At 32.6% G+C, this 26,868-nt stretch carries 27 protein-coding genes; 5 read left to right on the top strand and 22 right to left on the bottom strand.

All coding sequences use genetic code 11. The annotated features are described in order from the left end of the window. Positions 1-379: 379 nt before the first annotated feature. From V6246_RS04505 to V6246_RS04485, 5 genes are all read right to left on the bottom strand, one after another. Positions 380-982 (bottom strand): suppressor of fused domain protein, encoded by a 603-nt coding sequence (locus V6246_RS04505; RefSeq protein WP_341559178.1) that lies wholly within the window; start codon positions 980-982, stop codon positions 380-382. Positions 983-1,104: 122 nt separating this feature from the next. After that, positions 1,105-1,602 (bottom strand): hypothetical protein, encoded by a 498-nt coding sequence (locus tag V6246_RS04500; protein ID WP_341559176.1) that lies wholly within the window; start codon positions 1,600-1,602, stop codon positions 1,105-1,107. A gap of 4 nt (positions 1,603-1,606) precedes the next feature. Next, on the bottom strand, positions 1,607-2,047 hold the full coding sequence (locus tag V6246_RS04495) for a hypothetical protein (protein ID WP_341559174.1): 441 nt from the start codon (positions 2,045-2,047) through the stop codon (positions 1,607-1,609). 205 nt (positions 2,048-2,252) lie between these two features. After that, complete coding sequence (locus V6246_RS04490; RefSeq protein WP_341559173.1) at positions 2,253-3,284, bottom strand: helix-turn-helix domain-containing protein; 1,032 nt, start codon at positions 3,282-3,284, stop codon at positions 2,253-2,255. Between the two features lie 197 nt (positions 3,285-3,481). Beyond that, positions 3,482-3,628, bottom strand: coding sequence for a hypothetical protein (locus V6246_RS04485; RefSeq protein WP_341559171.1), 147 nt, complete (start codon positions 3,626-3,628; stop codon positions 3,482-3,484). 229 nt (positions 3,629-3,857) lie between these two features. Between V6246_RS04485 and V6246_RS04480 the strand changes: the two genes are divergently transcribed. Beyond that, positions 3,858-4,652, top strand: coding sequence for a TerC family protein (locus V6246_RS04480; protein ID WP_341559169.1), 795 nt, complete (start codon positions 3,858-3,860; stop codon positions 4,650-4,652). Between the two features lie 66 nt (positions 4,653-4,718). Here the strand turns inward: V6246_RS04480 and V6246_RS04475 are convergent, their stop codons facing one another. From V6246_RS04475 to V6246_RS04430, 10 genes are all read right to left on the bottom strand, one after another. Then, entirely contained in the window at positions 4,719-7,286 is a 2,568-nt protein-coding gene (locus V6246_RS04475) for an ATP-binding protein (RefSeq protein WP_341559168.1), read from the bottom strand. A gap of 168 nt (positions 7,287-7,454) precedes the next feature. Next, positions 7,455-7,901, bottom strand: coding sequence for a response regulator (locus V6246_RS04470; RefSeq protein WP_158849708.1), 447 nt, complete (start codon positions 7,899-7,901; stop codon positions 7,455-7,457). A 15-nt stretch (positions 7,902-7,916) separates the two neighbouring features. After that, on the bottom strand, positions 7,917-8,468 hold the full coding sequence (locus V6246_RS04465; RefSeq protein WP_159020568.1) for a helix-turn-helix domain-containing protein: 552 nt from the start codon (positions 8,466-8,468) through the stop codon (positions 7,917-7,919). A gap of 310 nt (positions 8,469-8,778) precedes the next feature. Beyond that, entirely contained in the window at positions 8,779-9,114 is a 336-nt protein-coding gene (locus V6246_RS04460) for a hypothetical protein (protein WP_341559165.1), read from the bottom strand. A 92-nt stretch (positions 9,115-9,206) separates the two neighbouring features. Continuing rightward, on the bottom strand, positions 9,207-9,398 hold the full coding sequence (locus tag V6246_RS04455; protein WP_042498647.1) for a hypothetical protein: 192 nt from the start codon (positions 9,396-9,398) through the stop codon (positions 9,207-9,209). Between the two features lie 75 nt (positions 9,399-9,473). Continuing rightward, on the bottom strand, positions 9,474-9,635 hold the full coding sequence (locus V6246_RS04450; protein WP_074935331.1) for a DUF1328 domain-containing protein: 162 nt from the start codon (positions 9,633-9,635) through the stop codon (positions 9,474-9,476). Between the two features lie 246 nt (positions 9,636-9,881). Next, a complete protein-coding gene (locus V6246_RS04445) occupies positions 9,882-10,331 on the bottom strand; it encodes a ferritin-like domain-containing protein (RefSeq protein ID WP_341559162.1) in 450 nt (149 codons plus the stop codon). Between the two features lie 325 nt (positions 10,332-10,656). Beyond that, positions 10,657-10,863: a DUF6327 family protein gene (locus V6246_RS04440; protein WP_042498656.1), complete on the bottom strand. Its 207-nt coding sequence runs from the start codon at positions 10,861-10,863 to the stop codon at positions 10,657-10,659. Then, positions 10,863-11,210, bottom strand: coding sequence for a hypothetical protein (locus V6246_RS04435; RefSeq protein ID WP_341559160.1), 348 nt, complete (start codon positions 11,208-11,210; stop codon positions 10,863-10,865). The genes V6246_RS04440 and V6246_RS04435 overlap by 1 nt, the downstream gene beginning before the upstream one ends. 26 nt (positions 11,211-11,236) lie before the next feature. Continuing rightward, entirely contained in the window at positions 11,237-11,566 is a 330-nt protein-coding gene (locus V6246_RS04430) for a YtxH domain-containing protein (protein WP_042498659.1), read from the bottom strand. Between the two features lie 201 nt (positions 11,567-11,767). Here V6246_RS04430 and V6246_RS04425 point away from each other — a divergent pair, with 201 nt between their 5' ends. Further along, complete coding sequence (locus V6246_RS04425; RefSeq protein ID WP_341559158.1) at positions 11,768-13,123, top strand: NAD-dependent succinate-semialdehyde dehydrogenase; 1,356 nt, start codon at positions 11,768-11,770, stop codon at positions 13,121-13,123. Positions 13,124-13,287: 164 nt separating this feature from the next. Here the strand turns inward: V6246_RS04425 and V6246_RS04420 are convergent, their stop codons facing one another. From V6246_RS04420 to V6246_RS04390, 7 genes are all read right to left on the bottom strand, one after another. Then, complete coding sequence (locus tag V6246_RS04420) at positions 13,288-14,682, bottom strand: NAD-dependent succinate-semialdehyde dehydrogenase (RefSeq protein WP_341559157.1); 1,395 nt, start codon at positions 14,680-14,682, stop codon at positions 13,288-13,290. A 48-nt stretch (positions 14,683-14,730) separates the two neighbouring features. Further along, entirely contained in the window at positions 14,731-15,039 is a 309-nt protein-coding gene (locus V6246_RS04415) for a hypothetical protein (RefSeq protein ID WP_341559156.1), read from the bottom strand. A 118-nt stretch (positions 15,040-15,157) separates the two neighbouring features. After that, a complete protein-coding gene (hpf, locus tag V6246_RS04410) occupies positions 15,158-15,457 on the bottom strand; it encodes a ribosome hibernation-promoting factor, HPF/YfiA family (protein WP_159020560.1) in 300 nt (99 codons plus the stop codon). A 50-nt stretch (positions 15,458-15,507) separates the two neighbouring features. After that, entirely contained in the window at positions 15,508-16,149 is a 642-nt protein-coding gene (locus V6246_RS04405; RefSeq protein WP_341559153.1) for an NADPH-dependent F420 reductase, read from the bottom strand. A gap of 183 nt (positions 16,150-16,332) precedes the next feature. Continuing rightward, positions 16,333-17,343 carry an AI-2E family transporter gene (locus V6246_RS04400; protein ID WP_341559152.1) on the bottom strand — a complete coding sequence of 337 codons (1,011 nt, stop codon included), beginning with the start codon at positions 17,341-17,343 and terminating at the stop codon, positions 16,333-16,335. Positions 17,344-17,450: 107 nt separating this feature from the next. After that, positions 17,451-18,356, bottom strand: a complete 906-nt coding sequence (locus V6246_RS04395) for a YihY/virulence factor BrkB family protein (protein WP_341559151.1) — start codon at positions 18,354-18,356, stop codon at positions 17,451-17,453. A gap of 137 nt (positions 18,357-18,493) precedes the next feature. Then, positions 18,494-19,123 carry an SDR family oxidoreductase gene (locus V6246_RS04390; RefSeq protein ID WP_341559149.1) on the bottom strand — a complete coding sequence of 210 codons (630 nt, stop codon included), beginning with the start codon at positions 19,121-19,123 and terminating at the stop codon, positions 18,494-18,496. A 257-nt stretch (positions 19,124-19,380) separates the two neighbouring features. On the opposite strand from V6246_RS04390, the gene V6246_RS04385 reads away from it, so the two are divergent. From V6246_RS04385 to V6246_RS04375, 3 genes are all read left to right on the top strand, one after another. Next, on the top strand, positions 19,381-19,533 hold the full coding sequence (locus tag V6246_RS04385) for a hypothetical protein (RefSeq protein WP_341559148.1): 153 nt from the start codon (positions 19,381-19,383) through the stop codon (positions 19,531-19,533). Positions 19,534-19,811: 278 nt separating this feature from the next. Next, positions 19,812-22,448 (top strand): carbohydrate-binding protein, encoded by a 2,637-nt coding sequence (locus V6246_RS04380; RefSeq protein ID WP_341559146.1) that lies wholly within the window; start codon positions 19,812-19,814, stop codon positions 22,446-22,448. A 146-nt stretch (positions 22,449-22,594) separates the two neighbouring features. Further along, positions 22,595-26,743, top strand: a complete 4,149-nt coding sequence (locus V6246_RS04375; RefSeq protein ID WP_341559144.1) for a hybrid sensor histidine kinase/response regulator transcription factor — start codon at positions 22,595-22,597, stop codon at positions 26,741-26,743. Positions 26,744-26,868 lie beyond the last annotated feature (125 nt).

Genomic DNA, 26,868 nt, shown 5'->3' with positions numbered 1-26,868 from the left:
AGTTGCAATGTTAAAAAATCAAAAATCATTTTTAGTTAAGAATTTTATAATTGGCGAAATCTTAAGATTCAGATACCGAATTTGTCGATTTCGAGACAGTTCTTAAATTACTTACAACAAACATATAAAAACAATTCTAAGCAAATACGTCAAATAAAAGGTGTCGTTATTATTATATTTAGCCTAAAGTATATTAATTTGCTAGGGCTTTTCCTAGTGTTTCTCCAAGTTCAAAAATGTACCCAAGAGTTAGCATGATTAATACAAAAGCAATAGTTAAGTACCAATAATTAAAATTTTTTGATTTATTCATTTTTTATGGTTTTAAATAAGTTTTGTCTATTAGAGTCTGATTTTGTTCAAATGTCACCAAATCTATTTATTTATTTATATCAGTGATTAATAAAGGGTTTTTTACGTGTTCTTTTTTTATTAAATCTCTGCGGTCTATAGTTTTGTTTGTAATTCCATCAAATTCCTTTTCTGTTAACCCGAATATTTGTAAAAATTTAAATTTCCCATATTCCGAGTCTCTTTCGCCAAGTTGATTATCTAATATAAACAATAATCCATTTATAGAGGATTTTTCACTTGTAATGGGCCCAGATGATAACGTATGAAATTCATCAAATTCAAGCTCTTCATGGAAAACGATTTTTGCTATTTCTTGTAGCATGTTAACTGGCCATTTTGGAGCATTATTCATTTTAGAATTTGATTTCAGCTTAAAAGTTAATTCAAATCCCCAGCCACTATATTCGTCGTTGTCAGATTCCTTTTGGTGGAGTTCAGTTAATCCGTAAGTTATGTAGTGGTAAAATCCATTTTCCTTATCATAATAAACGCTAACACCATCTAAAGGGTCACTTCCGCCTAAATTAAATGGCGTTTCAGGGGCAAAATGTTCAGGTTTTTGATTGCTATAAACTTTATTCAAAATATTATCTATAGCGTCCCAACCTGGCGATGATTCAAAATTCATGTTAGTTATATTTTTTTAATATTTGATAGCGTTAAGTATTTGGTGGCTTTGTAAATAGAATAACCATTAGGTTAAGTACTAATTGCTCATATTGATAAATATGACGTTGTATAACGTTCTCTTCAATTAAACCACATTATCTTATTAATATTATCGATTTTATTAGTTTCTGTCTTTCTAAATACAATCTCAAAATGAACTTTTGTTTCACTATAGTAAATATCAGGATTGAAAAGTTGTCTGATAATCACATTATAAAGACCATTGTCTAATTGTATATTTAAATCCGAATTATGTTTCGATGGAATTTTAGAATTATGATAAGATGCAGACATAGTTAAATCAGCATATTCTGTTAAGAACAATTGTCCGTCAGTAACATTTATTTTAGTTTCAAATTCTCTAAAACAATCTTTACAAGTCTTTTCTTTTTCAATTCTAATATTCCATTCATCTCCTTCATCTCCTGTTCTCCAAATAACCATATGTCCTTTATTTGATTGTTCAATAAAGTGAGAAGTCAGTTGTTCAAATTCCCAATCTTCCGTTATAAAAGATTTATATTTATTTGAATCAACTAATGCTAAAAAACCGTCATTATCAATAATCTTCAAATTCATTTATTTATTCTGTTTTTTTAAATTCTTTTACAATTTTAGAACCATTTTCAAAAGTCTGTATGATTTTTAGTTTATTATCTTTTTCAGAATACTTTATTTTCTCGTCAAATTTAGTGTCTCTCCATCTTCCATCAATATTTCCCCAAGTAACTTTATTTCCGCTAATCTTAATCTTGTAATCAAACTTTTCCCCGTCATCCTTTCGAGTATACGAAACGTTATAAATTCCGCCATTGTCTTTTACTTTTATTATTTCAGGTGGTTGATTCATAATCGCAGAAACTGTGTATTTGGCTATTTCTGATTCGGTAAAAACTTTCTTGGGAAATTCAACTTTTTCTAATTCAGTTTTTGAGTTGGTTTCTTCTTCATTCTTTTTATTTCCACAATTACTAAATGTCATGGTCAGAATTAAAATGCTTATCAATGTTTTTAGTCTACTCATAATGGTTTGCTCAAATTACTTATAACAAACATATAAAAACCATTTCACTAAACTCAAAATATTGAATAACAACTTGTAAGATTTTTTAACAATTCTGTAGCCAAATTAAACTCACGCCAAACCTTCCCAAAAACAAAAAATCCGCTAAGCTAGCGGATTTTTTCATTGTTATTTCGGGAGTATATCCCAAAAATTTGTTTATTAATTAGGCTGTTACAGCTACCGAATATTGATTTTCTTGGTAATACTTTGGGCTACAGTTATATTTTTCTTTAAAAATTTTAGAAAAATAACTTCTACTTGTCAATCCAACGGTGTAAACAATTTCAGATATATTTAAGTCCGTTGTTTTCAATAGGTTTTCAGCTGTTTCCACACGGGTATTTCTAATAAAGTCTGATACCGTACGGTTGTGCAATAATTTAAAACCTTCTTGTAATTTTGCCGGAGACATACCACCTTTTTTACTTAAGTAAGCCAGTGTATATTTAATTTCCGGGTAATTTTGTATAAAGTTAGATAACTCGTTAATGGTATCCATTTCGCCTCTGCTTAAAGACCCGAAGTTGGTTATGCCATTTTTAGTATCCTCGTTGTGTTGCTCAATTTCTAAAGCCAAAATCATGTGTACAATACCGTTAGTTAATAATTGTCTAACAATACCTTTTTGCTTAATGGCTTCTAATTGTTGTATTTTTTCTGAAATTCTCAAGTTATAAGATCCTATGTATGCAAAAATCTCTTTATCACCTTTAGGCATAAAGGTTTTTAAAAGTTGTGTTTGCAATAAGTTTATAGCATCGGCATCTTTAGTGCTAGATTGCGTATCGAAACTAATGTTAGAGAATTTTACTGTTTGTCCTTTTCTAAAAAAGAAACAGCTTGTTTTATGTGGATCGCTGGCAAATATTCCAGTTTGAAACTGGTTTAAAGAGCGTTGTTTACTGTTTAATCCAAACCCGTGACTCATTTGCCCCTCTGAGCAATACAGAAAGTAAATAGGGTTAGTGGTTGGTGTGTTTCTAGCGATTACAGTATCGTTTTCAAACGTAATATTATATTCTAAGAAAGAAATATTTTCGTTAACAGATACACCTTTAATTTCACCCTTAGCCATGTTATTATCAATTTCTAAAGCGTACTCTTTGTGTGCTGAATCTAAACGGCCACCTAGGTCTGCCTTTAATTGGTTAAAGGTTTGTTCTAAATTATTTGTTTTAAGATCTATAACTTTCATAATAATGCTTTTTAAGGGTTAGGGTTTACTTTTCTTTTAAAACTCTTATAATTAGTACCAATGTTGCCGATACTAAAAATATGTGTGAAATAATGATAAGGTTGTACACAAAAAATCCAATGGCCCAAAGACCGAAAAGAACTATAGCGAGTACATTTAATATTTTAGACATATCATTAATTTAAGGTCAATATTTTTTAATAATTTGGGTCTTGTTTAGTTCCTTCTGTAGAACTTAATTCTGTTGGGTTCGAAACATTGTGTTCCGTATCGTTTAAAGTCTCTTTAGACCATCTACGTCCTACTCTCGAATTTGTCAGGTAATTTTGGCTATTATTTTTCATAATTGGTCTGCTATTTTGTTTGATACAAAGTTCAGAAATAGACACACCTTTTTCGTTATACAATTTTCGTATTATGTTATATAATTATCGGAAAGTGCCTGTTTTAGGCCGTTAAACCATTAAATTTTGATGCAAATGAAGTATTTCTAGCAAACTGTGGTTAATTTTTTATAAATTTCATCTATATATTAAACGGTATTCAATTACACATAAAAAAAGAGATTAAACCATGTTCGAAATATTTTCAAGTCCCGATGCTTGGGTAGCTTTATTAACCCTAACCTTTTTAGAAATTATATTAGGTATAGATAATATTGTGTTTATTTCCATAGCGGCCGATAAACTTCCGGAGCACCAACAGCGAAAAGCAACCAACTTAGGGCTCATGTTAGCCATGGTACAGCGTATTTTATTATTATTAGGTGTATCTTTCCTTGTAGGACTAAAAGAGCCGTTTTACACCATTACATGGTCTTGGTTAGAAGTAGGTATAAGTTGGCAAGCACTCATTTTATTTTTCGGTGGGCTCTTCTTATTATATAAGAGTACTTCGGAAATTCATGAAAAACTAGACGAACCAGGGCAGGAGGAGCAAGATTTAAAAGGAAAAAAGATAACCTCACTTTCTAATGCCATAGTGCAAATTGTTATTATAGATTTTATATTCTCTATAGATTCTATACTAACAGCCGTTGGAATGACAAACGGTATTGGCGAACACCATAACGATGCGCTTATATTAATGATAATAGCTGTAGTAATATCTATATTAATAATGATGTTGTTTGCAAACCCAATACGCGAGTTTATAAGCGAACACCCATCTATGCAATTACTAGCCTTATCCTTTTTAATACTTATTGGTTTTATGTTAATTACCGAAGCGGCACATTTATCTAACACCGTAATATTCGGACAGACTATTGGTGCTATTCCAAAAGGATACTTGTATTTTGCTATAGCATTTTCACTTTTAGTGGAATTTTTAAATATGAAGTTGAAGAAGAAAACAATCAAAAAATAAGCGCATCGTGTTTAAAGATGCGCTTTGTAATTTTGTTTTATAGGAAACATTTCGGGCTACCTAACTCTAAGCAGGCAAGTAAATACAGAATGTAGAACCTTTACCGGGTTCACTCTGCGCTACAATATGTCCTTTATGGTTTAAAACAATTTTCTTGCAAATGGCTAAGCCAATTCCGGTTCCCGAATATTCGTCCTTTTGATGTAAACGCTCGAAGAGGCCGAATATTTTTTCGGCATTTTCTTGATCGAAACCAATACCATTATCCATTATAGATATGCGGTAGTAGTTTTTACGTTTCTTATCAAAGACTTCCGGAATTTTATTTCTAGATAGCTTTTTACAGTCAATAACAATTTTTGGAGCCTCTGTGGTGCTACCGTATTTAATAGCGTTAGAGACTAAGTTATTAAACAGTTGTTCCATTTGAAAAGGAATGGCCTTTAGTGATGGTAAGGTATCTATAGCAATATCAACACCAGTTTCCTCAATACGTTCTTCCAGATCGTCCAATACTTTTTCCATAGTATCGTTAAGCGATATTTTTATAAAATCTTTTTTAGTTCGGTTAATACGCGAGTAGGCCAGTAAATATTTAATAAGCGTTTGCATACGGTTTGCAGAACTGTCTATTTTTTCAAAATACATTTTTCCCTTATCGGAAAGTTTATCTAGCTCACGTTCCGAAAGGCGAGAAATAAACATTTGTATTTTTCGCATAGGTTCTTGTAAATCATGACTCGCCACACGGTTGAAACTTTCCAATTCGGCATTAGAACGTTTTAACTCTTCATTCTTATTTCTTAATTTTTCTTCAGTCTTTACACGGTTGGTTATATCTTGCACAACACCAACAGAAGCTGGTCTGCCCTCTTTAATTACCTTTTGTCCGTTTACATAAATATGCTTTACGTTACCTCTTTTGGTAATTACACGGTAGGTATGTATATCAGAGTTTCCGTGTTCTACAATTTCCTCACCCAATTGATCGTAACGACCTAAATCGTCGGGATGCACAAGTTCTCTATAGCTATCAAAAGTGACATCAAACTCATTGGGAGTAAACCCTAAAATTCTATAGAAATTGTCCGATATATTTGCGGCTCCTGTATCTAAATACCAAACATAACTACCAATATCTGCAACACCTTCGGCATCTTTAAAAATGGAGTTTTGTATTTCTAGTTCAGCATTTAAATCGTTTAATTTTGCAGCTCTTGTTTTTTCCAGTGTAATATCACTAGTGGTTATAGTTACACCATCGTTAAGTTTAATAGCTGTAGCTTGGAACCACCTGGTTTCTCCATCTTTTTCAAAGTTGGTTTCGTATTCAATTTGGCGTTCTTCTTCAATACAAGTTACCATTTTTTCGAATACACCATTCTCGAATACTGTTGGATAAATTTCCGAAGCTTTTTTATGCTTAACATCGGCAGGTATATCGCCAATAACGTCGCTAATGGCATCGTTAATAAATAATGTGTCGAAATCAATAATTTTACCTGCTGCATCTCTAATAGACTTAAAATGCATTACAATATTAGAGGTGCTTTTAAATATGTTACTTAAAAAAGCACGGTTGTCTAAAAGTAAAAGGTTTTGAGTTTGTAGTTGGTCTTTAGCGGTAATTAGGTTTTGCTTAATATCATACTCTTCTGTAGTATCGCTAGCTGTTGCCAGAACACCATCGTTAAGCTTAACCACATTAGTTTTAAACCGATATCGGGTATCGTTAAAATTATTGGTTTTTTCGAAGCGTTGGGTTTCGCCACTGTTGTAGCAAGTTACCATAGCATCAAAAACACCATTTTCAAAATGTATTGGTAACACTTTAGAAAGTAATTGATCTTCCAAAACAAGAGACGATGTGCCTAATACATCTTCAATGTTTTCGTTCACGTAAATAATTTTAAAATCGGTTATTTTATCGTTATCATCCTTAATAGGGGTATAATAACTTACTATATTTTCAGTGTTTTTTAATACACTTTCTAGAAAGGCTGTAGTTCTATCGTTTTTTTTACGCTGCTTGTTAATTTGCCAAAACGAGATTATAAAAATAAGCAATGCAAACATGCCTAAAAATAACGTCATTATTGGGTTTAATCGTCTCGATTTAGAAAACTCTTCTTGGCGACGCGACAACAGAATTTCTTCATGGCCCAACATGTTGGCTTTAATCGTTTCTATTTTTCGCATTAATGCAGATACATCTTGTAAATGTGCATTTTGCAGTTCTTTATCGGCTGTAGCCTCCGTGTTTAAAGATTCTATGCTTTTATAGAAAGCAGCTTCTAAAACTATAAGTTCTTCTAAATTCTTTTGCTGCTTAAGGTTGTCTTTGGTTAGAATATCTAAACGCTTAAAAATTTTTAACGTGGTATCCTTTTGATTTTTTAATAAGGTTTCCCGATCGAAATTGTTTAACAACTTGTTTTCAAAAATTCGAGATTGCATCATGGCATATTGAGAAAACAGACTGTTAATCTCGGTTTCTACACGTAATGTGTGCATTACCATTTCGGCGGTTTTCTCTAATTCTCTAATTTGCTTGTAGCTATTACTACCTAAATACATTAACACCGAGAGCGCCAAAATAAGCAGTACAATAAAAATTTTGTATGTTTTAATCACCTTCTAATTCGAATTTATATGAATGATAACCTCGCTAAAGTAAGGAAACTATTTTTTAAAAAACCGTTTCGGTTAACCCTGTAATCGATTGAGTTAAAAAAAATAGCAAATGAGCACAGAAAGAATATGTTCTGTGCTTTACAGCGATAAACCTTGAAGAAATACTGGTTATAAGCGTAACAAAAAATTATCTCTATTAAGCGCAGATGTGTGGTATTGCCAGTTTATTTTCAAAACTTTATCTATAGCTTTTTTAAGCGCAGAGAAACTGTTAGGTTTATTAATGTACACGTTGGCACCATTAACAAAGGTGTTTTCAATATCTTCCTCGGATGAAGATGTAGAATATATGGCAACGCAAAGCTCTTTAAGTTTATCGTTTGCACGAATTTCTTTTAAACATTGCATACCATTTTTTATTGGCATGTTTAAATCCAGAAATACAATTTCTGGTAAAATGGTATCAGGTAAAACTAAATAATCCATAAGGGCTTTACCATCATTAAATAACGATAGTTTAGTTTTTACATCAATTTCCGATATAGCCTCATCGAATAATAAGCGATCATCTTCGTCATCGTCGGCCAAAACAATATTCATAATAGTTAACGGCATAGCTCTAAATTTTTATTATTCAATTTCTTGTCGTTTTTTTATAATACGCTGAAAAGCAGAAGGCGTAAGGCCCGTTGTTTTTTTAAACTGCGTAGATAAATGTGCAACACTACTATAATTTAGTTGGTGAGCAATTTCTGTTAGAGTAAAGTCTTTATGAATAATAAGATGCTTGGCAAGGTCAATTTTTTTCAGAATAATAAAATTCTCTATTGAAGAATATGTTATTTCTGAAAATACAGACGATAGGTGTGCGTAAGAATAGTTTAACTCATCGGCCAAATAACTAGAAACATTGTACTTTCTAGATTTCTCAGGGTCGCTTATAAGTTCTGTTATTAAATCTTTGATGCGTTCTACTAAAACGTTTTGTGGATTGGCCAATATTTCTATGCCATACTTATTAAAAGCTTCCGTTACGTTTTCGATTTCTAATACAGAGAGTTTTTTCTGGAATTCAACTTCACCTAAGTTGTTAAGCTTGTACTCTAAACCGAGCGCTTCTAATTGTTCGTGTAAAACGGCTTTACAGATAAAAGTATAATCAAATTTGATATTTATTTTCATAAAACCAGACTAAAATTGGATCTAAATTATTTTAAAAAAATGTACTTTTTTGAGTATAATTTTATTTTGATAAATATAATACTTTTATCAATATCAAAACTTTTTTTAAAATGATCAGAAAACAAATGAGAATCTGCTAGTTATTCCGAAGTAAATAAGTTGATTTTAGGTGAAGTTGAAATTACAGAAATTTAAATCTTTTATAATAGGGTGGTGCTGTTTTTATTATTGTATGCCATTGTTTTACAGTAGGTTTTTCGGTGTTTGGAATATATTGACGTTATTTAAATAAAGAATTTATATCTAAATATTAAACTAAAAAGTTAGCTTCTTGAGATACATTTTCTTTAGGAATGGCTTTAAAAAATTCGGCCGTACTCGTATCGCTAGATGGGCTATAGTTAGCCAAAACGGTACCTTTATGTCCTTGTTTGGTTTCAATAACATATAAAATTGACATATCCGACGGATTGCTCATACCTTCAAAACGGTGTTCTGCAACCACCTTAATATCCATAGGGTAGTATTCTGTTTTTGTTTCGGTACCTACTAATTTATGGTTCACCATCATGAAGTTTCCGGTAAAACCTTTCTCTTGGTATACTTTAATAAAGTCTTTTTCGCTTTTTAAATCTTTCTTTTCCATGTTTTCGTTTTTTTAAAGAAACAACGGGCTAAATCTTTAAGTAGAAATGCCCGTTGTTTGCTATTATATTAATTTTCTTTCTTTCAATACTATTAATTGTCGTCTGTAGCATCATCAATTTCGTCTTCAATTTCTTCAACACCTTCTTCGATGTTGTCTCCAGCATCATCAATAGTTTCTTCAACTTTTTCTGATGTCGATTTTTCATCTCTACAACTAGTAAAAGATGAGATTGAAATGGTGAATAATAAGGCGTATGCTAAGAATAAAAATGATTTTTTCATATTGTGTATGTTTTAATGGTTAATGTATTATTGGTGTGTTTTTTCCTTGCCCCAATATTTGCAAGGTGAGTTTAATTATACCCTTTTATTTCCTCTAATTAAAGAGACTATAAATAGTACAATAAATATGAAGAATAAAATTTTAGCGATGCTTGCCGCACCTGCTGCTATTCCTCCAAATCCGAAAACTCCGGCGATTAGTGCTAATATTATAAAAGTGACTGTCCAACGTAACATAGTAATTTGTTTTAAGGTTAATAATTCGGTTGATGCTTTACCAACTTCCTTTATACAAAGATGCCACTTATGTAGCGTGTAGATTGCCGTAATCCGTTCTATTGTTAATCCATTTGCGAAATAGCCTAATAAAATTGGGTGTTCCGGCGCTTAAGGCTATTAGTGTTATTATATAAATAGATTTAAAACAAAAAAAAGGGATGCTATTGAGCATCCCTTTTTTTTGTTAGTAAACGTAAGTTGATCTTAACTTAGGTCTTCTAAAAATTTTATAGTGTTTAAGTCCGATTTGATACTTTGCATCTGGTTGCTTAATAATGTCGCGGTACTTAATGGTAAAGCGGTATCTTTTAAAGCATCTTCATATTCTGATACTGCAGCTTTTTCTCCTCTAATAGATTCCTCTAACATAGATTCGGCATCGTTTGCAGAGAATAAGGCTTTTGTATCCATCCAGGCTCTATGTACAGTTCCTGTAACGCTACCACCTTTTTCTGGTTCTTCACCAAATTTTAAAATTTCGGCTTTCAATTCGTGTCCAAAATTGTAACGTTCTTTACTACGTTTTTTAAAGTATGGTTTTAATAAAGAGTGATCTGTGTTTTCTGCTGCTTTGGCATATCCTTTTTCAGCATCGTATGTTTTTTCTAAAATTTCGTTTAGTTTATTTCCTACTGTTTCTGTGTAAGTACTCATAGTATTTTTTTGTTTTTAATTAGTAGGCTTTTCTTTAATGATACAGCCTATTTAATATCACACTCAAATTTACTATTAATGAAAGGTTAACCTTAACGGAAACCATTCAGTTATTAGCTCTATTGATAAAGAGTTTGATTATTAGTTTGTTAAGGTGAGTTTTTACGCTGTGTTGAAAATTTGGGAAAGAGGTATTTTTTAAACTTAGGATAATATAAGGAAGACGGTCACCCTTCATATTAAAACAAAAAAAAATACAACTAAAACGTTTTAAGGTTCTAGTTGTATCAAATTGTTTTTGTAAAAAAATCTTGGGAATATTTCACTATTTAATAATTTTGCGTAGTAGCATTAGTACGCCGTATTTTTTAATGCCTGCTAGGGCTGTGCTTATCCAGTTTGCTGGACTTAAGTCTTCTTTTAATTGATGTTTGGTCAATTTTAGTTCTTCTAAATGAATTTCACGTTGAATACTCAATAGATGTAGTTCCGTATTAATTTCCTCTAAGGAATTATAATTTTTCTTTTTCATTAGTCAAAATAGTTTTCAGAGAGTTTTTTAATAACGCTATTTTCTATCTTTTTTCTCAGTAAATAAACAATACCGATGAAAAGGAAGAATACGCCAGCTATACATAAGTAACCTAAAGCGGCACTTTCAAAATACGTGCTTAAAGCGGCTGCACCTGCAACGGCTAAAAATATGAGACCCAGCGTACAAAGTATGCCGTAAATGGCTAACTTAATACCAGCAGTAGATAAAATAGCTAACTGCTGAAATACTTTTAATTCAAAGTAATTTTTAGAAGTTTGCACATAGTCTTCTCCTGTTTTTACTGCCTTCGAGCTGGTCTCGTCTAATGCTTCAATTATTCCCATTTATGATTTCTTTTTTATAGTTCTTATTATGATTTTTGAAGTTTTTTATTCTTCGCTTTAAGATCTGCTAATTTAGTTTCTAAAGTAGATATAACGTCTTCTGCTTTGTGACTTGCGTCCGATACAATGTTATTCAATTGCGTATCCAAAGTTTCTCTTTTAGAAGCTACAGTAGAAGCAGCTTTATCTCTAATATCTAATGTGGTTTCTGTAATGCTCTCTTTAGCAGATTCTGCTTGTTCAGCAATTCTTTTTCTAGTTGCAGATCCTTTATCTGGTGCAAAAAGAATTCCTAATGCAGCACCTATTGCTGTTCCTGCTAATACTCCTAAAAATGTGTTTCCATTATTGTTCATGTTGTAAAATGTTTTAAATTAATATTACTTCTTGTTTCTGTTACAAAGATGCAATCTATTTACGGTTAGTATTGACGCAAACGCTTAAAATATTAACTTAGTCGGCATAGAAGGGTATGAGGCAATATGTAAATGGATTGTGTTACCTTTATTAATAATATGTGCATACTTTGTTGCAGTATATTTAAATATGAAAAAACTATGATAACAACTACAAACCCTTTTAATAATAAGGATATAGAGACTTACCAATTACATACGGAGTCTGAAGTTCAAGGAATAATTGATAAAGGCGCTAATGCTTTTAAAGATTGGAAAATGAAATCTATTGGTGATAGAACCGATATGCTTAATAAGGTATCTCAATTGCTATTAGAAAGAAAACAGGAATACGCAGAATTAATGACGAAGGAGATGGGGAAACCTATTTCACAGAGTATAGCCGAAATAGAAAAGTGTAGTGCTGTATGTGATTTTTATGTAAAAAATGCTGCTTATTTTTTAGCGGATGAATTAATTAAAACAGATGCCAAAGAGAGCTTTATTAGTTGTGATCCTTCTGGTACTATTTTAGCTATTATGCCATGGAATTATCCGTTTTGGCAAGTTATGCGTTTTGCTGCACCAACACTTACAGCTGGTAATACAGCCATTTTAAAACATGCGTCTAACACCACAGGTTGTGCCTTGGCGATGGAACAATTGTTTATAGATGCTGGATATCCAGAAGGTTGTTTTCAAACCGTATTAATAGGGCATGAGGATATTGAAACTATTATAGCTCACGAAAGCGTTGCTGGTGTTACACTTACGGGAAGTGAAAAAGCAGGACGTAATATTGCAGCGTTAGCCGGAAAGCATTTAAAGAAATCGGTTATGGAATTGGGAGGAAATAACGCTTGTATTATTCTAGAAGATGCAAAATTAGAAAAGCATATTGATACTATAGTGATGGCAAGAATGCAAAACGCCGGACAAAGTTGTATTGCCGCTAAACGTTTTATTGTGGTCGATGCTATTTACGATGAGTTTATAGAGGCCTTTAAAAAACGCGTTGCTGAAATTAAAAAAGGAGATCCTATGGAAATGGATACCGAAATAGGCGTAATGGCTAGAAAAGATTTAGTAGAAGGTTTAGAGAAACAAGTTGAAGACTCTATTAAAAAAGGCGCTAAAGTAACTTACGGTTATAATAACGACGGTAATTATTTTGAGCCGACTATTTTAGAAGGTGTAAAGCCAGGCATGCCAGCATTCGATGAAGAGCTTTTTGGACCAGTAGCAGCCATTATTCGTGTAGCAGATAAGCAAGAAGCTATAGAGACTGCAACACATTCTAAATTTGGTTTAGGTACCATGATTTTTACAAAAGACTTAGAAGCCGCTAGAAAATTAATTAGTCATATTCCTGATGGCGCATTTTTTATAAATGATATGGTGAAATCGGATCCTCAATTACCTTTTGGAGGAACAAAGGCTTCTGGTTATGGACGCGAATTGTCTCAGGAAGGTATATTAGAATTCGTAAATAAAAAGACGGTGTATATCAAGAAATAGAACTATAATAAAATAGATTGCGTTAAATATAAAAAGAGCCCTATAATTAGGGCTCTTTTTATATTTAGCGCATAAAAAAACCTCATCTTGAAATTACTTTCAAGATGAGGTTTTTGTTATTTAATTCTGTTTAATTTGAAAAAAGTCTATTCAAACTAAGCTTCTTATTTTTGTTGAGTAATGGCTTTTGCATTAGTAAACTCGCGTACACCAAAACCACCGTGTTCTCTTCCGTAACCCGAATCTTTAACGCCTCCAAAAGGCATATTAGGATATGCTAAGCCATAAGAATTAATATGTATCATTCCTGTATCAAAATGATTTTTGGCTAACTCTAAAGCTTTCTCTTCGTTTTTACTGAAAATACCACCACCTAAACCAAATTTACTATCATTGGCAATACGCATAGCATCTTCATTATCTTTTGCTTTTATTAGAGACGCTACAGGTCCAAAAAGCTCATCGCTATATGCAGGTTGGCCTGGTTTTACATTATCTAAAACAGTAGAAGGGTAGAAGTAACCTTTTGTGTTCGGTATTTCGCCACCGCATAAAATTTTAGCGCCGTTTTCAACACTTTTTGTTACTTTATCATGTAGTTCTTCTCTTAAATCTTTTCGAGCTATAGGGCCTAAATCGGTATCCGAATTTGTGGGATCACCAAGTTCCATAGCTTCCATATGGCTAACAAATTTTTCTTTAAAAGCATCGTAAGCACTATCAGCAACTATAAAACGTTTAGCAGCAACACAGGTTTGTCCGTTGTTGTATATTCTAGCTTTGGCACAAACTTCTGCTGCTAAGTCTATATCAGCATCATCTAAAACAACATAAGCATCATTACTACCAAGTTCTAAAACGGTTTTCTTTAATACTTCGGCAGATTTTATAGCTACGTGTTTTCCTGCTCCAGAACTACCTGTTAATGTAACACCTCTAACGGCATCGTTGGCAATAATTTCATCCGATACATCGTGATTAATTACTAGTACCTGAAATAGATCTTTTGGAAGTCCTGCTTCTTCATATATTTCTTTCAATTTAATAGCCGATCCTGTTACGTTTTTTGCGTGTTTAAGTAAAACTCCGTTTCCTGCCATTAAGTTGGCTATAGAATAACGAATAGGTTGGTATAACGGGAAATTCCAGGGTTGAATACCGTAAATTACACCAATTGGCGAATAATGTATAGTCCCTTGTCCGCCATCGTAAAGCGGTCTATGCTCATCTTGTAAATGTTTTAAACCTTCTGTAGCGGTATAGTCGCAAATGCCAATACATAATTCTATTTCTTCATAACTCTGTGAAATTAGTTTACCCATTTCCTGAGTCATAAGTTTAGCGTAAGCATCCTTATTTTTCTCTAAAGTTTTACCAATAGATTTTATAATTTTTGCACGTTCATCTAAAGATGTTAATTTCCACTTCAAAAAGACGTTATGTGCGTCTTTTACTTTGCTGGCAGCTTCTTTGCCGTCCATATATTTATATGTTGCTATTGTTTCTCCTGTTGCCGGATTAATAGTCTCAAAATTGGTTTTATCGTTTGTATTACTCATAATGTTTTCTTTCTTTTTCTAGTTTTTATTTATAGATTCAGGCGCGTTCTACTTCTCACTTCTACTTACATTGGCACGCTCTGGGGCTTCTAAATTCTCTTTGTCTTCACCGCCTTGTCCAAAGAGGGTGTTTTCTTCATCTGTAATAATTTGTGTGGTGTTAATACCACTATTGCTTCTTCCTGGGATATCTAAATTTTTCCCTTGAAAATCTATCGATTCTTCTCGGTCTAGTAACAATCTATCATCTTCAGAGTCTGCTCTCAGGCCTTTTTTTCCTAGGGCACTAATATCATCTTCTGTAATGTTAGAATTATAAGTTGCATCTGTATTATTTATATTTTCTGAAGTTTTCATTGTATTATGTTTTAAGGGTTAATATTAAAATGGGATGGCTTTAAAAGAAATAGGCCTCAACATCCAAAAGTTTGTCAAGACCATTTCCAACCACCTATAGTTATTTTTAATTAAGCGTTTATCTAGCTCCCATTTTATCTTTTGTCTTGTTTAGCTGAATTTCTAAGTCTCGAATAGTTTCAGCAATAGCCGCTTCAAATGTTTCTGCATTTGTGGATGCAAATATCCTTGGGCCTGGTAAACTTAAGCGTATATCACAAATTTGTTCTTTATCGTCTGTTCGGTTTTGCACTTTAAAAAATACATCGGCCCGATGGACGAAATTGAATTTTTTCTGTAAGCTTTCTAGTTTGTCTTTTGCGATGGCCTCTAAGCTACTGCTTGCAGACACATCGTGATATTCATATATAATTTGCATGTGTTTTGTTTTTAATTAATTTCTTTTAAATATGTTAAGAAATTAAGGTGTTAAAATGATTTTTGAGAATGAATGGTATCTAAAAGTTCTGTTTTAGAAACCGACATACCGTAAATTTCTTGATCGGGATCCATGATTTTAGAATCACTTAAGTTCCCAACATAAACAGCATCGAAACCAATATCTTCTATAAGCTCTTTTACCGCGTTTTTACTACTTTCATCTTGCGCTGCAAAAGGGACAGATAGTTTATCTTGCATTCTAAAAGCACGATTTTTTAAGTGATCGGCTTGTATGGTATTAAACGCTTTGGCTGTTTTTGCTGTACCAAATTTCATGGCTGTATATTCCGATGCATTATAATTAGCATCTCTTACATTTTGTGCCATATCGCCATCTCGAGATGGGTATGGGTTAGTAGCATCTAAAATGATGCTATTTGCATATTCGCCTGCGTAATGTTCCGCGATTTCGTCAATGGCTTTAAACGGCATGGCTAATACGTATACGTCAGCTTTAGCTTCAAAAGTTTCTGTTACAGTTAGGGCTTTGGCATTAGCTCCAGCTTCTTTTACAAGACTCCCTAATTCTTCGGGATGTCTCGAGCTAAATAGCACGTTATGGCCTGCTTGTGCCCAATGTTTTCCTAAATTTCCTCCAATTTTTCCGCTTCCTATTATTCCTATTTTCATAATTGTATGTTTTTATATTCTGAATTGCTTCAGAACGGTTTATTATTCTTACTACTTCAATATTACGACTCAATGACGGTGTGGGTTGACTTGTTCCCGTTCTTTTTTGATGCTATCCATTAAGAAGGATAAAATCGCTATAAATTGAATGGTATTGAACGTGTAAGCTGTTTATATTACTATTTATTGGGTTTCTCCGTATTGTTTTTTGTAAATGCGAAGTACAATAAGGAATAGACTAACTAATAAAGGCCCGAAGATTAACCCAATAAAACCGAATAGCGGTACCCCAACCAAAACGCCCACTAAGGTTATTAAAGGGTGTACATCGTCGAGCCTTTTTAAAATATATAGTCTAAACACATTATCTGTGGCCCCAATAGCCACAATACCGTAAATTAAAATTCCCCAAGCCTGAAATGTGTCGCCGTTTGATAAGGCTAATAAAAATACTGGAATGGTACCCAATGCACTACCTACAAACGGAATCATAGATCCAACGGTAACAATAGCGGCCCAAAAAAACGGGTCGGAAATTCCGAATATTAAAAAGCCAATTAAGCTCACAATACCTTGACCAATAGCTACCAAAGGAATACCAAGGGCGTTTGCTTTTACATTGGCGCTAGTTTCTTTGCCTATGATGGTTAAATTTTCGTCTTTAATAGGGATATATTCAAATAATGATTCTTTTAATTTTTTTCCATTGGTAAGCATAAAAAACAAAAGGAAGTACATTAAAGTTATGGATATTACCATATTGAATGTGCCACCTGCAAAATTTTGTAATTTATCTGATAACCAAGATGTAATAGCTCCGGTATCTATATCCGACGCCATGTTTATATTGAAATACGATTCTACTTTTTCTAATTGTCCTTTACCGGCATTAATTACTTTCTGTGAGTTATCTACTGCATATTGAATTTTACTTCCCATCATAACTGCTAAACCAGCTATAGGAACCATAATGCACAAAAAAGACATCAACATTAAAAAGAGGGCTGCCATATTAGGATACCAACCTCTATCCGTTAATTTTTTCATGGGTTTTTTAAGAATAACATAAATTGTTATTGCACCAAGAACACCACTTAAATAAGGTAGAATTTCTTGAAATATGAGTACGCCCATAAGTATTATAAGTAGCAGTACAAAAACTTGTCTAATAATGTTTGGGCTAATGTGTTTCATAAGTATTAGTGATTAATGGTTGGTTTTCCATTACATCAAAATTCAGTATTTAAGATGACATCAATTAATGGTATCGAATAAAAAGTTAACTCGTACAGAACTTTTTTTTATTCTTTTATAATACCTATCGTTTTCGGTTCTATGCCTTTACCATAGCGTTTTGCATAGATATAGGTGAATTCTGCCCCAAAGAATAAAATAAGTGAGGAGTAAGAAACCCATAAGAGAATTAGAACAATACTGCCGGCTGCTCCATAGGTAGAACCTGGATCAGCTTGACCAAAATAAATGCCCAGTAATAATTTACCGAGTACAAAGAGTATGGCGGTAAGTATAGCACCAATCCATACGGTTCGCCATTTAATTTTAGCATCGGGTAAGTACTTAAACATTAAAGCAAAAAGCACAGAAATGATACCCACAGATAATACAAAATCTAATATGTAAGCTATGTAGAGCAGAACATCTGGTAAAGCATCGCGTATGTAACTATTTAAAGCGCTAATGGCGGCGGTAACTATAAAACTAACTAACAGTAAAAAACCAATAACTAATATGAAAGCAAAACTTAAGGCACGATCGGTAATAATTTTCCAGATTTTAGCATTCGGATTAGTTTTGATCTTCCAGATTTCGTTTAATGATATTTTTAATTGATAAAACACACCCGTAGCACCAAAAAGTAGTGTACCAATACCAATAACTGTAGATAGAAAATTACTCTCTGAATTTTGAGTTTCACTAATAATATTCTCTATAGCACTTGCGGCATCTTTACCCAATGCAGCCGAAATTTCATCGGTTAATTGCCCTTGTACAATCTCAACACCCCAAATAGCACCAATTACATTTATTATAATCACCAATAAAGCGGGTAGTGCCAATACGGTATAGTACGCCACAATGGCGCTAAGCCTAAACGGATCGTCGGCCATCCATGAGGTGTATGTTTCTTTTATTAAAGAAGGAAGTTCTTTAATGCTAAATTGATGTGTTGTTTGTAATTGCTCCATGGTACAGCGCAGTTTTGGTGGGATTTAAAAAGCGGATTGAATAAAAATGAGTGCATTATATTTATTAAAAAAGGTGTATCTTTTTTATTCTGAAAATAAAAAGACACACCTAATAGTCTTGAAGTATATACTTTTAATTAAGACAGCGTATCTAAAGCTTTTCCGATAAGAGTATTACCTTCTATAATTTCAAAAGTTTGGTTAATAGCGGCATCATCATGAAGTGATCTTACTAAAGTCTGAGCAACATCGGCTCTACTTATAGAACCACTTTTATTTAAACTTTTTTCTAATTCAATATGGTCTGTGGCGTTATTATCTGTTAAGCTTCCTGGTCTAACAATAGCATATGTTAATTCGCTTAATTTTAAATATTCATCAGCGTTATGTTTAGCCATTAAATAGTTTTTTAAGTCGCTTGCTTTTTCTGGGTTTTCTGCTCCCATAGAACTTAGCATTACAAATTTCTTAACATTGGCTTTTTTTGAAGCATCTACTAATTTTTTTGCACCTTCTTGATCTACGTCAATAACGTTTTTTCCTCCAGAACCCGCTGCAAATATTACTTTGTCTATACCTTTTAAGGTATGAGAGATATCTTTTTCTAAATCTCCTAAAACGGTTGCTATACCATCTTTTTTAAATTGTTCTTCTTGTTCCGTTTTACGAACCATAGCGACAGGTTTAAAATATTGAGATGCATTTAATAAGTTTACTATTTTTTTTCCGGTGGTACCGTTGGCACCAGCTACTAATATATTTTCCATAATTTGTTTTTTTCAAAGGTGCTACTATTTCGTGTTCTGTATTAATTCAAAAACATTTATTGTTAACGCTATTACGTTTTTCAAGGAATAAAGTAGGCTTAAATTGTGCAATTAATGTATTGCGTCAAAAATTTACAGTATCCCGTTAATCCATTAAGGCTTTAATAAATACATTTGAACAACTACTGAAAAGGACATGTTTAGTAAGAAGAAAAAATACATGTCTACATATTAATTCAACATAAAATATAAAAGATATGAAACAAGGAGAAGAAGATTTTAAATTTGTAAAAGAGAAGAATGACGATAAAGGAAATTATATTTTTCAGAAAGATAGGTTAACCAGATATGGTTTCTATTTTGTTGGAACGGTATTAGCTATTATAGGCATAGTGCTTTTTGTGGTTTAATACAAAAGGAATATATATTTCTAGAAAATTAAAAAAGCCCTAAACTTAAGTTTAGGGCTTTTTTATGCCGTAATATCTAGTAAATGGGTAATAGTTTTTAATCAAGGGGTTATAATATCGTTTATTATTATGGTCTAAATTTTAGATTTACAATACCACTCATCTTTAAATTTAGATGAATTTACTGAATTAAATTAGTGCCTGTTTTTCAAAATAATAGGCTTCTTTTTTAGCGAAGTAAACAACAGGAACTAAACTAAAATTATAAATATTAAGACATGAAGAAAACTACTTTCAGCGTAAACGAAACCTTTTCAATTTCAACCAGCAAAACACTTGTATTGCTATGTTTCATTTTGGGGTATATCGGTAGCATAAATGCTCAATTTGTACACCCAGGTTTATCGCATAAAAAATCAGATTTAGAACGTATGAAATATATGGTTGAAGCAGAGATTGATCCTTGGTTTAGCTCTTACCAACATATGGTTTCCGATTCTAAAGCAAGTTACAATTATGCTGTTCAAGGAAATACTTCTATGACGGTTTTGTATCGAGATTCACCTAAAACCAACCTCTCAGCTTTTGAAAGTGATAGCAGAGCAGCCTATTACAATGCTTTGCAATGGAGTATTACTGGAGATAGTCGATATGCTGATAAGGCAGTAGAAATTTTTAATGCATGGACTGGCTTAACTTATCTGCAACACACAGGTACTAGAGCGTTAACGAGTTCCTTAATATATCAAATGGTAGAAGCCGCAGAGATTATAAAAAGCACCTATTCTGGCTGGGCAGCCAACGATATCCAAGCCTTTAAAGATATGTTGGTGTATCCTGGATATTCTAATACAGCAGTACCAGCAGATTTAACTACACAAGGCACATGGTATTGGCGCGCTTATTTGTTTGATTATGTACGTGCTGGAAATCAAGAATTAAGTGCTATAAGAGCGTGTTTGGCAATGGGTGTGTTTTTAGATAACGAAATTATGTACGATAGAGCACTGAGGTATACTATGGGATTACCACACCGCACGGATGATTTACCATATCAGGCTGGTCCGCATATTAGAGGTAGTATAAAAAGTACAACAGACTATCAAGTAGATTACAATTATACCATAGGCAACACAACGCCAGACTACGGTTTTAATGGCGTTTTAACTCATTATATTTATGCCAATGGGCAGTCGCAAGAAAGCTCACGAGATCAGGTGCATACTATGTGGGGAGAATCTTTACTATGTTCGGTTGGTGAAATAGCTTGGAATCAAGGAACGGATTTTTGGGGCGCTTCAGATTCTCGTATTTTATTAGGTTTAGAGTATAACATGAAATACAGTGTCTCTTATATAGCGTCTTATCCAGATCAACCAACAGAATGGACTCCAACAGTTGCTTCGGGTAAATTTATTGAAGGTATGGATAGAACCAACCGAACAAAGTCTTTAGCTATGTCTCCAATATATGGTACCGATGCTTCTAGAATATTACGTGGTACCTTCCATACGGTTGCTGCCTGGGAATTACCAACAGCACATTATGTTGGTAGAGGCTTAAAAACTCAAGATGATGCAAAATGGACGTTAAGAGCTAGAGAAAAATCTATTGATATAAATGGAACATATGAAACTGCACCATCAAATGGGGCATATCTTGGTTATGGCGGATTAACCTTCCGTAGGCCAAGTGAATGTTTTGGAGATCCTATTTCTGGTTTCGATGGAAATAATTTGCCTGTTTATAATATGAATGGTTTGCCTATGACTATAGAAGCTGAGAATTTTGATTATTCAACAGTAAGTGGTGAAAATCGTATTTACCATGATACTTCAATGGGGAATTCTAGAAATGAGTATCGTACTGATGAAAATGTAGATCTTAAAGAATGCACGGAAGGTGGATATAATGTAACAGATATTGCATCAGGCGAATGGCTTACGTACACGGTAAACATTCCGAATAATGGCACTTATGATATTTTAATACGATATGCATCAGTTAATGCCAATGGTGCTATAAAATTTAATATTGGAGGAACAGATGTAACAACCGATGTTGTTGTTCCTTTTGGGGGATCTCATTCTACAGGATTAAGCGATTGGAAGGATTTTAAAGTAGCGAGTAATGTAACCTTAACAAAAGGTGTGCAAGCTCTTAAAATTTTATTTAATGGAATAGATAATGCTTTTGAACTGAATAATTTTACAATTAATTTGATAAGTAATGAGGATGATATCGATGCATGTGGTACTATAATTGCAAATTCTCAAATAAATGCAGAAGATTATTGTGATAGCCAAGGCGTTGAGATTAAAGCAGCATCAGAAGGAGGTTCTTACATTGGTGGTATCCAAAAAGGCGACTTTTTAAACTATGGAGTTTTTAATTTTGATGAAAATAGTATTAATGCAGCTGAGGTTGCAATTGGGAAATCTTCAACTAAAGATACGTTTGTAGAAATTAGATTAGATAGTGATAACGGTACTTTAATTGGTACTATAGATGTTAGCGAAACCACGGGAGGTTCGCAAAACTGGAAAGCAAGTTCAGCTGCTTTAACAAATGTATCAGGTTCTCATGAGGTGTTTTTGGTTTTTAATGGTCAGGCCAACACAACTTTAGCAAACTTTAATTGGTTTAGATTTTATAATGATATTTCTCTATCTGTAGAAGAGGGGAATAATGCTTTAATGTCTATGTATCCAAATCCGGTTATTGATGTATTTACTTTAACAAATAGCCAAGGCAGTATTTTAGAAATTCATGATATGCTAGGCAAGTTATTACTTCAAACTAAAGTTGAGAATAATAATAAATCATTCGATGTTAGTTATTTAAATCTAGGTGTTTATTTTGTTTCTATTAAAAAGAATGGAGTTGTTATAACCGAGAAGATAGTTAAAAACTAAATAAATCATATTTTAAATGGGCTACTCAATTCTCCAAATAAGATTGAGTAGTCTGTTTAGAATATCATCCTTAAAAAAACCGGTTAATTTATTTAAGTTTGTATTATAAGTTCAATAACCCAAAACCATCAAACCAAATAAAATAAATGAATTTGAGATTATATGTTGTATTAGTTTCTCTTTTTATTTCATTTTCAGCTCTAGCTCAATTCAATAATTTAAAATTTGAGAATTTAGATAAGATAGATGGACTCTCTAGTAGTACATGTTCCGAAATATTTCAGGATCGAGATGGTTATCTGTGGTTTGGTACTATTGATGGCTTAAACAAATATAACGGATATGGTTTTGAGGTTTTTAGACCAAATCTTAACGATCCTAGTTCCATTAGCAACATCAGGATTAATACCCTTACAGAAGATAAAAGTGGTAATTTATGGATTGGTACCAATAACGGGCTCAATATTTTAAACAAAAACACTCAGCAATTTTCTCGTGTTAATATTTTTGAAAGTGAATCTCTAACATCAAATACCAATGAGGTTATAAATAAATTATTGTTTGATGAGGTTGAAAACACCATATGGGTGGCGACCAATAGAGGCGCAGTAAAAATTGACTTAAAAGATAATGATGTTAGCGCATCTAACTTAAAAATTAATACGTTTCAAAATAATGAAGACAACAAGAACTCTATAGATAATAACTACGTTAACGTGGTTTTAAAAGATAAGAATAACAACATTTGGCTGAGTACAAATGGATCTTATTTAAATAAATATAATAAGGCTGAAAATAATTTTGAAAGGGTTTTAATTGAAAACAAACGCTTTTATGAGCTAAACCACATCTCTAAACGAGTTTTTATAGATAAAGATGGCGATTTTTGGATTGGTAATGATGTTTCTAATTTAATACTTTGGAATCCTAGAAGTAATAGTTTTAATCACATTTCTATTGTTGAAAATAAAGCACCAATACAAGATTTTTATCAAGATGAAAATGGCATTATTTGGATTTCTACCGATGGGTATGGTTTGTTGTTATACAATAAACATGAAGCAAAATTAGAGCAAAATATAGTTAACAACCCGTTCGATCCGTTTTCATTACCCAACAATCAACCTTCAAAAATATTTCAAGATCATGATGGCGTTTTCTGGCTTGGTAGCTATGATAAAGGTGTGAGTAAATTAGATCCGTCTAAAAACTCTTTTGGGCATCACTATTACCAACCTAATAATCCAAAAGGGCTAAGTGAAAAAATTGTGCAATCGGTTTTGCAGGATTCTAAAGAACGAATTTGGTTAGGTACTTACAATGGAGGTTTAGATTTATACAATCCAGAAAGTAATACTTTTAAAAATTTTTCGCATAATCCTAAAGATGAAAATTCATTAAGTTCAAATAAAATATTATACACTTTTGAAGATTCTAATAACGATATTTGGATCTGTACTTTCGATGGTGGTTTAAACAAATTTAATACTGAAATTGACCAATTTGAAAGGTTTTATCATGATGAAAAAGATAGCTTAACCCTAGGTCAGAACTCCATATGGACAGGTGTTGAGGATTCTAAGAACCGAATTTGGTTAGGTTTAAAAAGTGAGGGTTTAAATATTTATAACGCTAAAAATAAAACATTTCATAGTTATAAAGAGAACTTAGGGAGTAATAACATTTTTACGCTATTTATTGATTCTAAAAATAGATTACTTATCGGAACCAATTTAGGTTTGAATGTTCTAGATTTAAATGCTCTCAGTGAGTTTATTCCAAAAAGGCTAGACGTTTCCGAAGTAAGAGAAAAAGGAGTTGCAGGGCAGAAAATAAATTATATCACCGAAGATGTTTTACACAACATTTGGTTAGGTACCGATAATGGTGTTTTTAAATTAGATAGCAATTTAAAAGTTGTAAAAGCGTATGCATCGGCAAACGGACTACCTAATAACTTTGTTGTTGGTATGGCGGAGGATAATGATGGGAATGTGTGGGCAACTACAAAAAATGGTCTCTCATTTATTAATACAAAAACAGATCAAATTAAAAACTTTAATACGCACGATGGTATACAAGGCGCAGAGTTTCAAAGTAAATCTATAGAAAAAACTAAGGATGGTAAAATAATAGCGGGAGGTATTAATGGTTTTAATATTTTTAATCCTAAAACTATCAATTTAAAGTCTGCGGAAGTTTTAAAACCAAAAATAACAGGGTTTCGTTTAAATAATAAAAAGATAAATTATGGCGATTCTGTAAATGGTAGAGTGCTTTTAACTAAAGACATTTCTCAAACAAAATATATAGAGCTAAAGCATGACGAGAATTATATTTCGTTTGAGTTTGAAGCGCTTTTTTATAATAATCCAGATCATGTTAGGTATGCCTACAAAATGCATGGCATAGATGATAATTTTGTAACTATCAAGAGTTCACGCGTAGTTAATCAGGCTAATTTATTACCAGGTAGTTATACTTTTGAAGTTTTGGCTTCTGTAGATCGCGCTTGGGAGAAAAGTGAATCGGCATTAATACACATAGAAATTTTACCGCCATTATGGAAAACATGGTGGGCTTATCTTATTTATTTAGTTTTAATTACTGGTCTTGTTTGGTTTTTTATGAGATTGTATAGTAGACGTATTCAAGAGTCGCAGGAGCGTAACCTCGATGTTATGAAGCTTCAGTTCTTTATCAATGTATCTCATGAGTTTAGAACACCGCTTACTTTGATCTTAAATCCGCTAGAAAAAATATTGGTTAATTTAAATGAGTCTACCGTTGTAAAATCGTCTGCTTTATCAGCACAGCGTAGTGCTAGACGCCTTTTGCATTTGGTAAATCAGCTTTTAGATTACCGAAAAATGGATGCAGGAATGGCGCCTTTACAATTAGAAAAAGGCGATATCGTAAAGTTTAGTGAATCTATCTTTGATTTATTTGAGGGTTTAGCTGAAAAAAAACAGATAGACTATCAGTTTGCATCTTCTTCCGAAGAAATAATATCTCTTTTTGATTTCGATAAACTCGAAAAAGTAATTACAAATTTAATTTCTAATGCCATTAAATTTACCGATCGTGGCGGGAGTATAAGCGTTAATATAGCAAGTTTAACTCAGGAAAACCGTGTTTCAGGTGTGTTTAAAAAACAGAAACAACGCGGCGATTTTGTAGAAATTGTTATTAAAGATAGCGGTGTTGGTATGGATAAAGAGCAACAAGAGCAAGTGTTTTCACGCTTTTCTAGTTTAGATGCTACTAAGTCGGGTACTGGTATTGGATTAAACTTTACTAAAGCATTAGTTGAAATGCACGAGGGTACTATTACTGTAAAAAGTAAACTTAAAAAAGGCTCTAAATTTATAGTTGCTATTCCTTTAGATATAAAGGGTAGAGAAGAGGTTGTAGAAAATGTTAAGAACGAGTTTTTAATAAACTCAATGAAGGCTGTAGAGTACGATATGCTGACTTCCGATATAACATTACCAACCGAAAAATTACAACCGGAAACCACGAATTCTAAAAAGCAAACCATATTAATTGTAGAAGATAATAGTGAGCTGAGGGCGCATTTAAAAGATGATTTAAGCGATTATTACATTGTAAAAGAAGCCGTTAACGGAAAAAAAGGTTTAGAAATGGTTTTGAAGCATTATCCAGACATTATTATTAGTGATGTAATGATGCCAAAAATGGATGGTTTTGAAATGTGTAAAACCTTAAAAGCGGAGTTTGAAACATGCCATATTCCTATAATTTTGTTAACTGCGAGAAGCAGGGAAGAAGATTTAATATCTGGTTTTAATCAAGGTGCAGATGCTTATGTATCAAAACCTTTTAGAATTACAGTACTGAAAGCTAGAATAAAAAACCTTTTAGATACTAAAGAAAGGTTAAAACAAAAGTTCTCTAAACTTGGTGCTATACTGCCTTCAAAAGAACTGACAACAAATTCTCTAGATGAAGCTTTTATCGAGAAGGCCACAAAAATTGTATTAGAAAATATAAGTAATCCCGATTTTAAAATTGCTGATATTTTAAAAGAAATAGGTCTTGGTAAGTCTCAGTTTTTTAGAAAAATTCAATCTATAACGGGGCAAAACCCAAGTGGTTTTATTAGAGTAATCCGTTTAAAGTATGCTGCGGAATTATTAATCCAAGGTAACTTTACAGTTAAGGAAATTGCATATAAAGCTGGCTTTAATTCTTCAACCTATTTCGGTAAAAGTTTCAAAGAAGAATTCAAAGTAACACCTAAAGAATATATTGATAACCACGAAAATAAATAACATTTTGTTATTTAAAAAGTTGTTTAATTAGTCGTGTTTATAGCTTGTTTATATGTTTTTTACTGCATTAATTAGCCATTACATATACTCTAAGGCCTTGTAATTGTTAGATTTCGGCTATTTGG

It is taken from the genome of Algibacter sp. TI.3.09 (assembly GCF_038154905.1).
GTDB lineage: Bacteria > Bacteroidota > Bacteroidia > Flavobacteriales > Flavobacteriaceae > Algibacter.
The sequence above is the reverse complement of the archived record's forward strand: the minus strand, read 5'-3'. Positions and strand labels throughout refer to the sequence as shown.

Coding starts and splice junctions, on each gene's coding strand:
- V6246_RS04505 (WP_341559178.1), bottom strand. CDS start 982: ATGAATTTTGAATCATCGCCAGGTTGGGACGCTATAGATAATATTTTG.
- V6246_RS04500 (WP_341559176.1), bottom strand. CDS start 1,602: ATGAATTTGAAGATTATTGATAATGACGGTTTTTTAGCATTAGTTGAT.
- V6246_RS04495 (WP_341559174.1), bottom strand. CDS start 2,047: ATGAGTAGACTAAAAACATTGATAAGCATTTTAATTCTGACCATGACA.
- V6246_RS04490 (WP_341559173.1), bottom strand. CDS start 3,284: ATGAAAGTTATAGATCTTAAAACAAATAATTTAGAACAAACCTTTAAC.
- V6246_RS04485 (WP_341559171.1), bottom strand. CDS start 3,628: ATGAAAAATAATAGCCAAAATTACCTGACAAATTCGAGAGTAGGACGT.
- V6246_RS04480 (WP_341559169.1), top strand. CDS start 3,858: ATGTTCGAAATATTTTCAAGTCCCGATGCTTGGGTAGCTTTATTAACC.
- V6246_RS04470 (WP_158849708.1), bottom strand. CDS start 7,901: ATGCCGTTAACTATTATGAATATTGTTTTGGCCGACGATGACGAAGAT.
- V6246_RS04465 (WP_159020568.1), bottom strand. CDS start 8,468: ATGAAAATAAATATCAAATTTGATTATACTTTTATCTGTAAAGCCGTT.
- V6246_RS04460 (WP_341559165.1), bottom strand. CDS start 9,114: ATGGAAAAGAAAGATTTAAAAAGCGAAAAAGACTTTATTAAAGTATAC.
- V6246_RS04455 (WP_042498647.1), bottom strand. CDS start 9,398: ATGAAAAAATCATTTTTATTCTTAGCATACGCCTTATTATTCACCATT.
- V6246_RS04450 (WP_074935331.1), bottom strand. CDS start 9,635: ATGTTACGTTGGACAGTCACTTTTATAATATTAGCACTAATCGCCGGA.
- V6246_RS04445 (WP_341559162.1), bottom strand. CDS start 10,331: ATGAGTACTTACACAGAAACAGTAGGAAATAAACTAAACGAAATTTTA.
- V6246_RS04440 (WP_042498656.1), bottom strand. CDS start 10,863: ATGAAAAAGAAAAATTATAATTCCTTAGAGGAAATTAATACGGAACTA.
- V6246_RS04435 (WP_341559160.1), bottom strand. CDS start 11,210: ATGGGAATAATTGAAGCATTAGACGAGACCAGCTCGAAGGCAGTAAAA.
- V6246_RS04430 (WP_042498659.1), bottom strand. CDS start 11,566: ATGAACAATAATGGAAACACATTTTTAGGAGTATTAGCAGGAACAGCA.
- V6246_RS04425 (WP_341559158.1), top strand. CDS start 11,768: ATGATAACAACTACAAACCCTTTTAATAATAAGGATATAGAGACTTAC.
- V6246_RS04420 (WP_341559157.1), bottom strand. CDS start 14,682: ATGAGTAATACAAACGATAAAACCAATTTTGAGACTATTAATCCGGCA.
- V6246_RS04415 (WP_341559156.1), bottom strand. CDS start 15,039: ATGAAAACTTCAGAAAATATAAATAATACAGATGCAACTTATAATTCT.
- hpf (WP_159020560.1), bottom strand. CDS start 15,457: ATGCAAATTATATATGAATATCACGATGTGTCTGCAAGCAGTAGCTTA.
- V6246_RS04405 (WP_341559153.1), bottom strand. CDS start 16,149: ATGAAAATAGGAATAATAGGAAGCGGAAAAATTGGAGGAAATTTAGGA.
- V6246_RS04400 (WP_341559152.1), bottom strand. CDS start 17,343: ATGAAACACATTAGCCCAAACATTATTAGACAAGTTTTTGTACTGCTA.
- V6246_RS04395 (WP_341559151.1), bottom strand. CDS start 18,356: ATGGAGCAATTACAAACAACACATCAATTTAGCATTAAAGAACTTCCT.
- V6246_RS04390 (WP_341559149.1), bottom strand. CDS start 19,123: ATGGAAAATATATTAGTAGCTGGTGCCAACGGTACCACCGGAAAAAAA.
- V6246_RS04385 (WP_341559148.1), top strand. CDS start 19,381: ATGAAACAAGGAGAAGAAGATTTTAAATTTGTAAAAGAGAAGAATGAC.
- V6246_RS04380 (WP_341559146.1), top strand. CDS start 19,812: ATGAAGAAAACTACTTTCAGCGTAAACGAAACCTTTTCAATTTCAACC.
- V6246_RS04375 (WP_341559144.1), top strand. CDS start 22,595: ATGAATTTGAGATTATATGTTGTATTAGTTTCTCTTTTTATTTCATTT.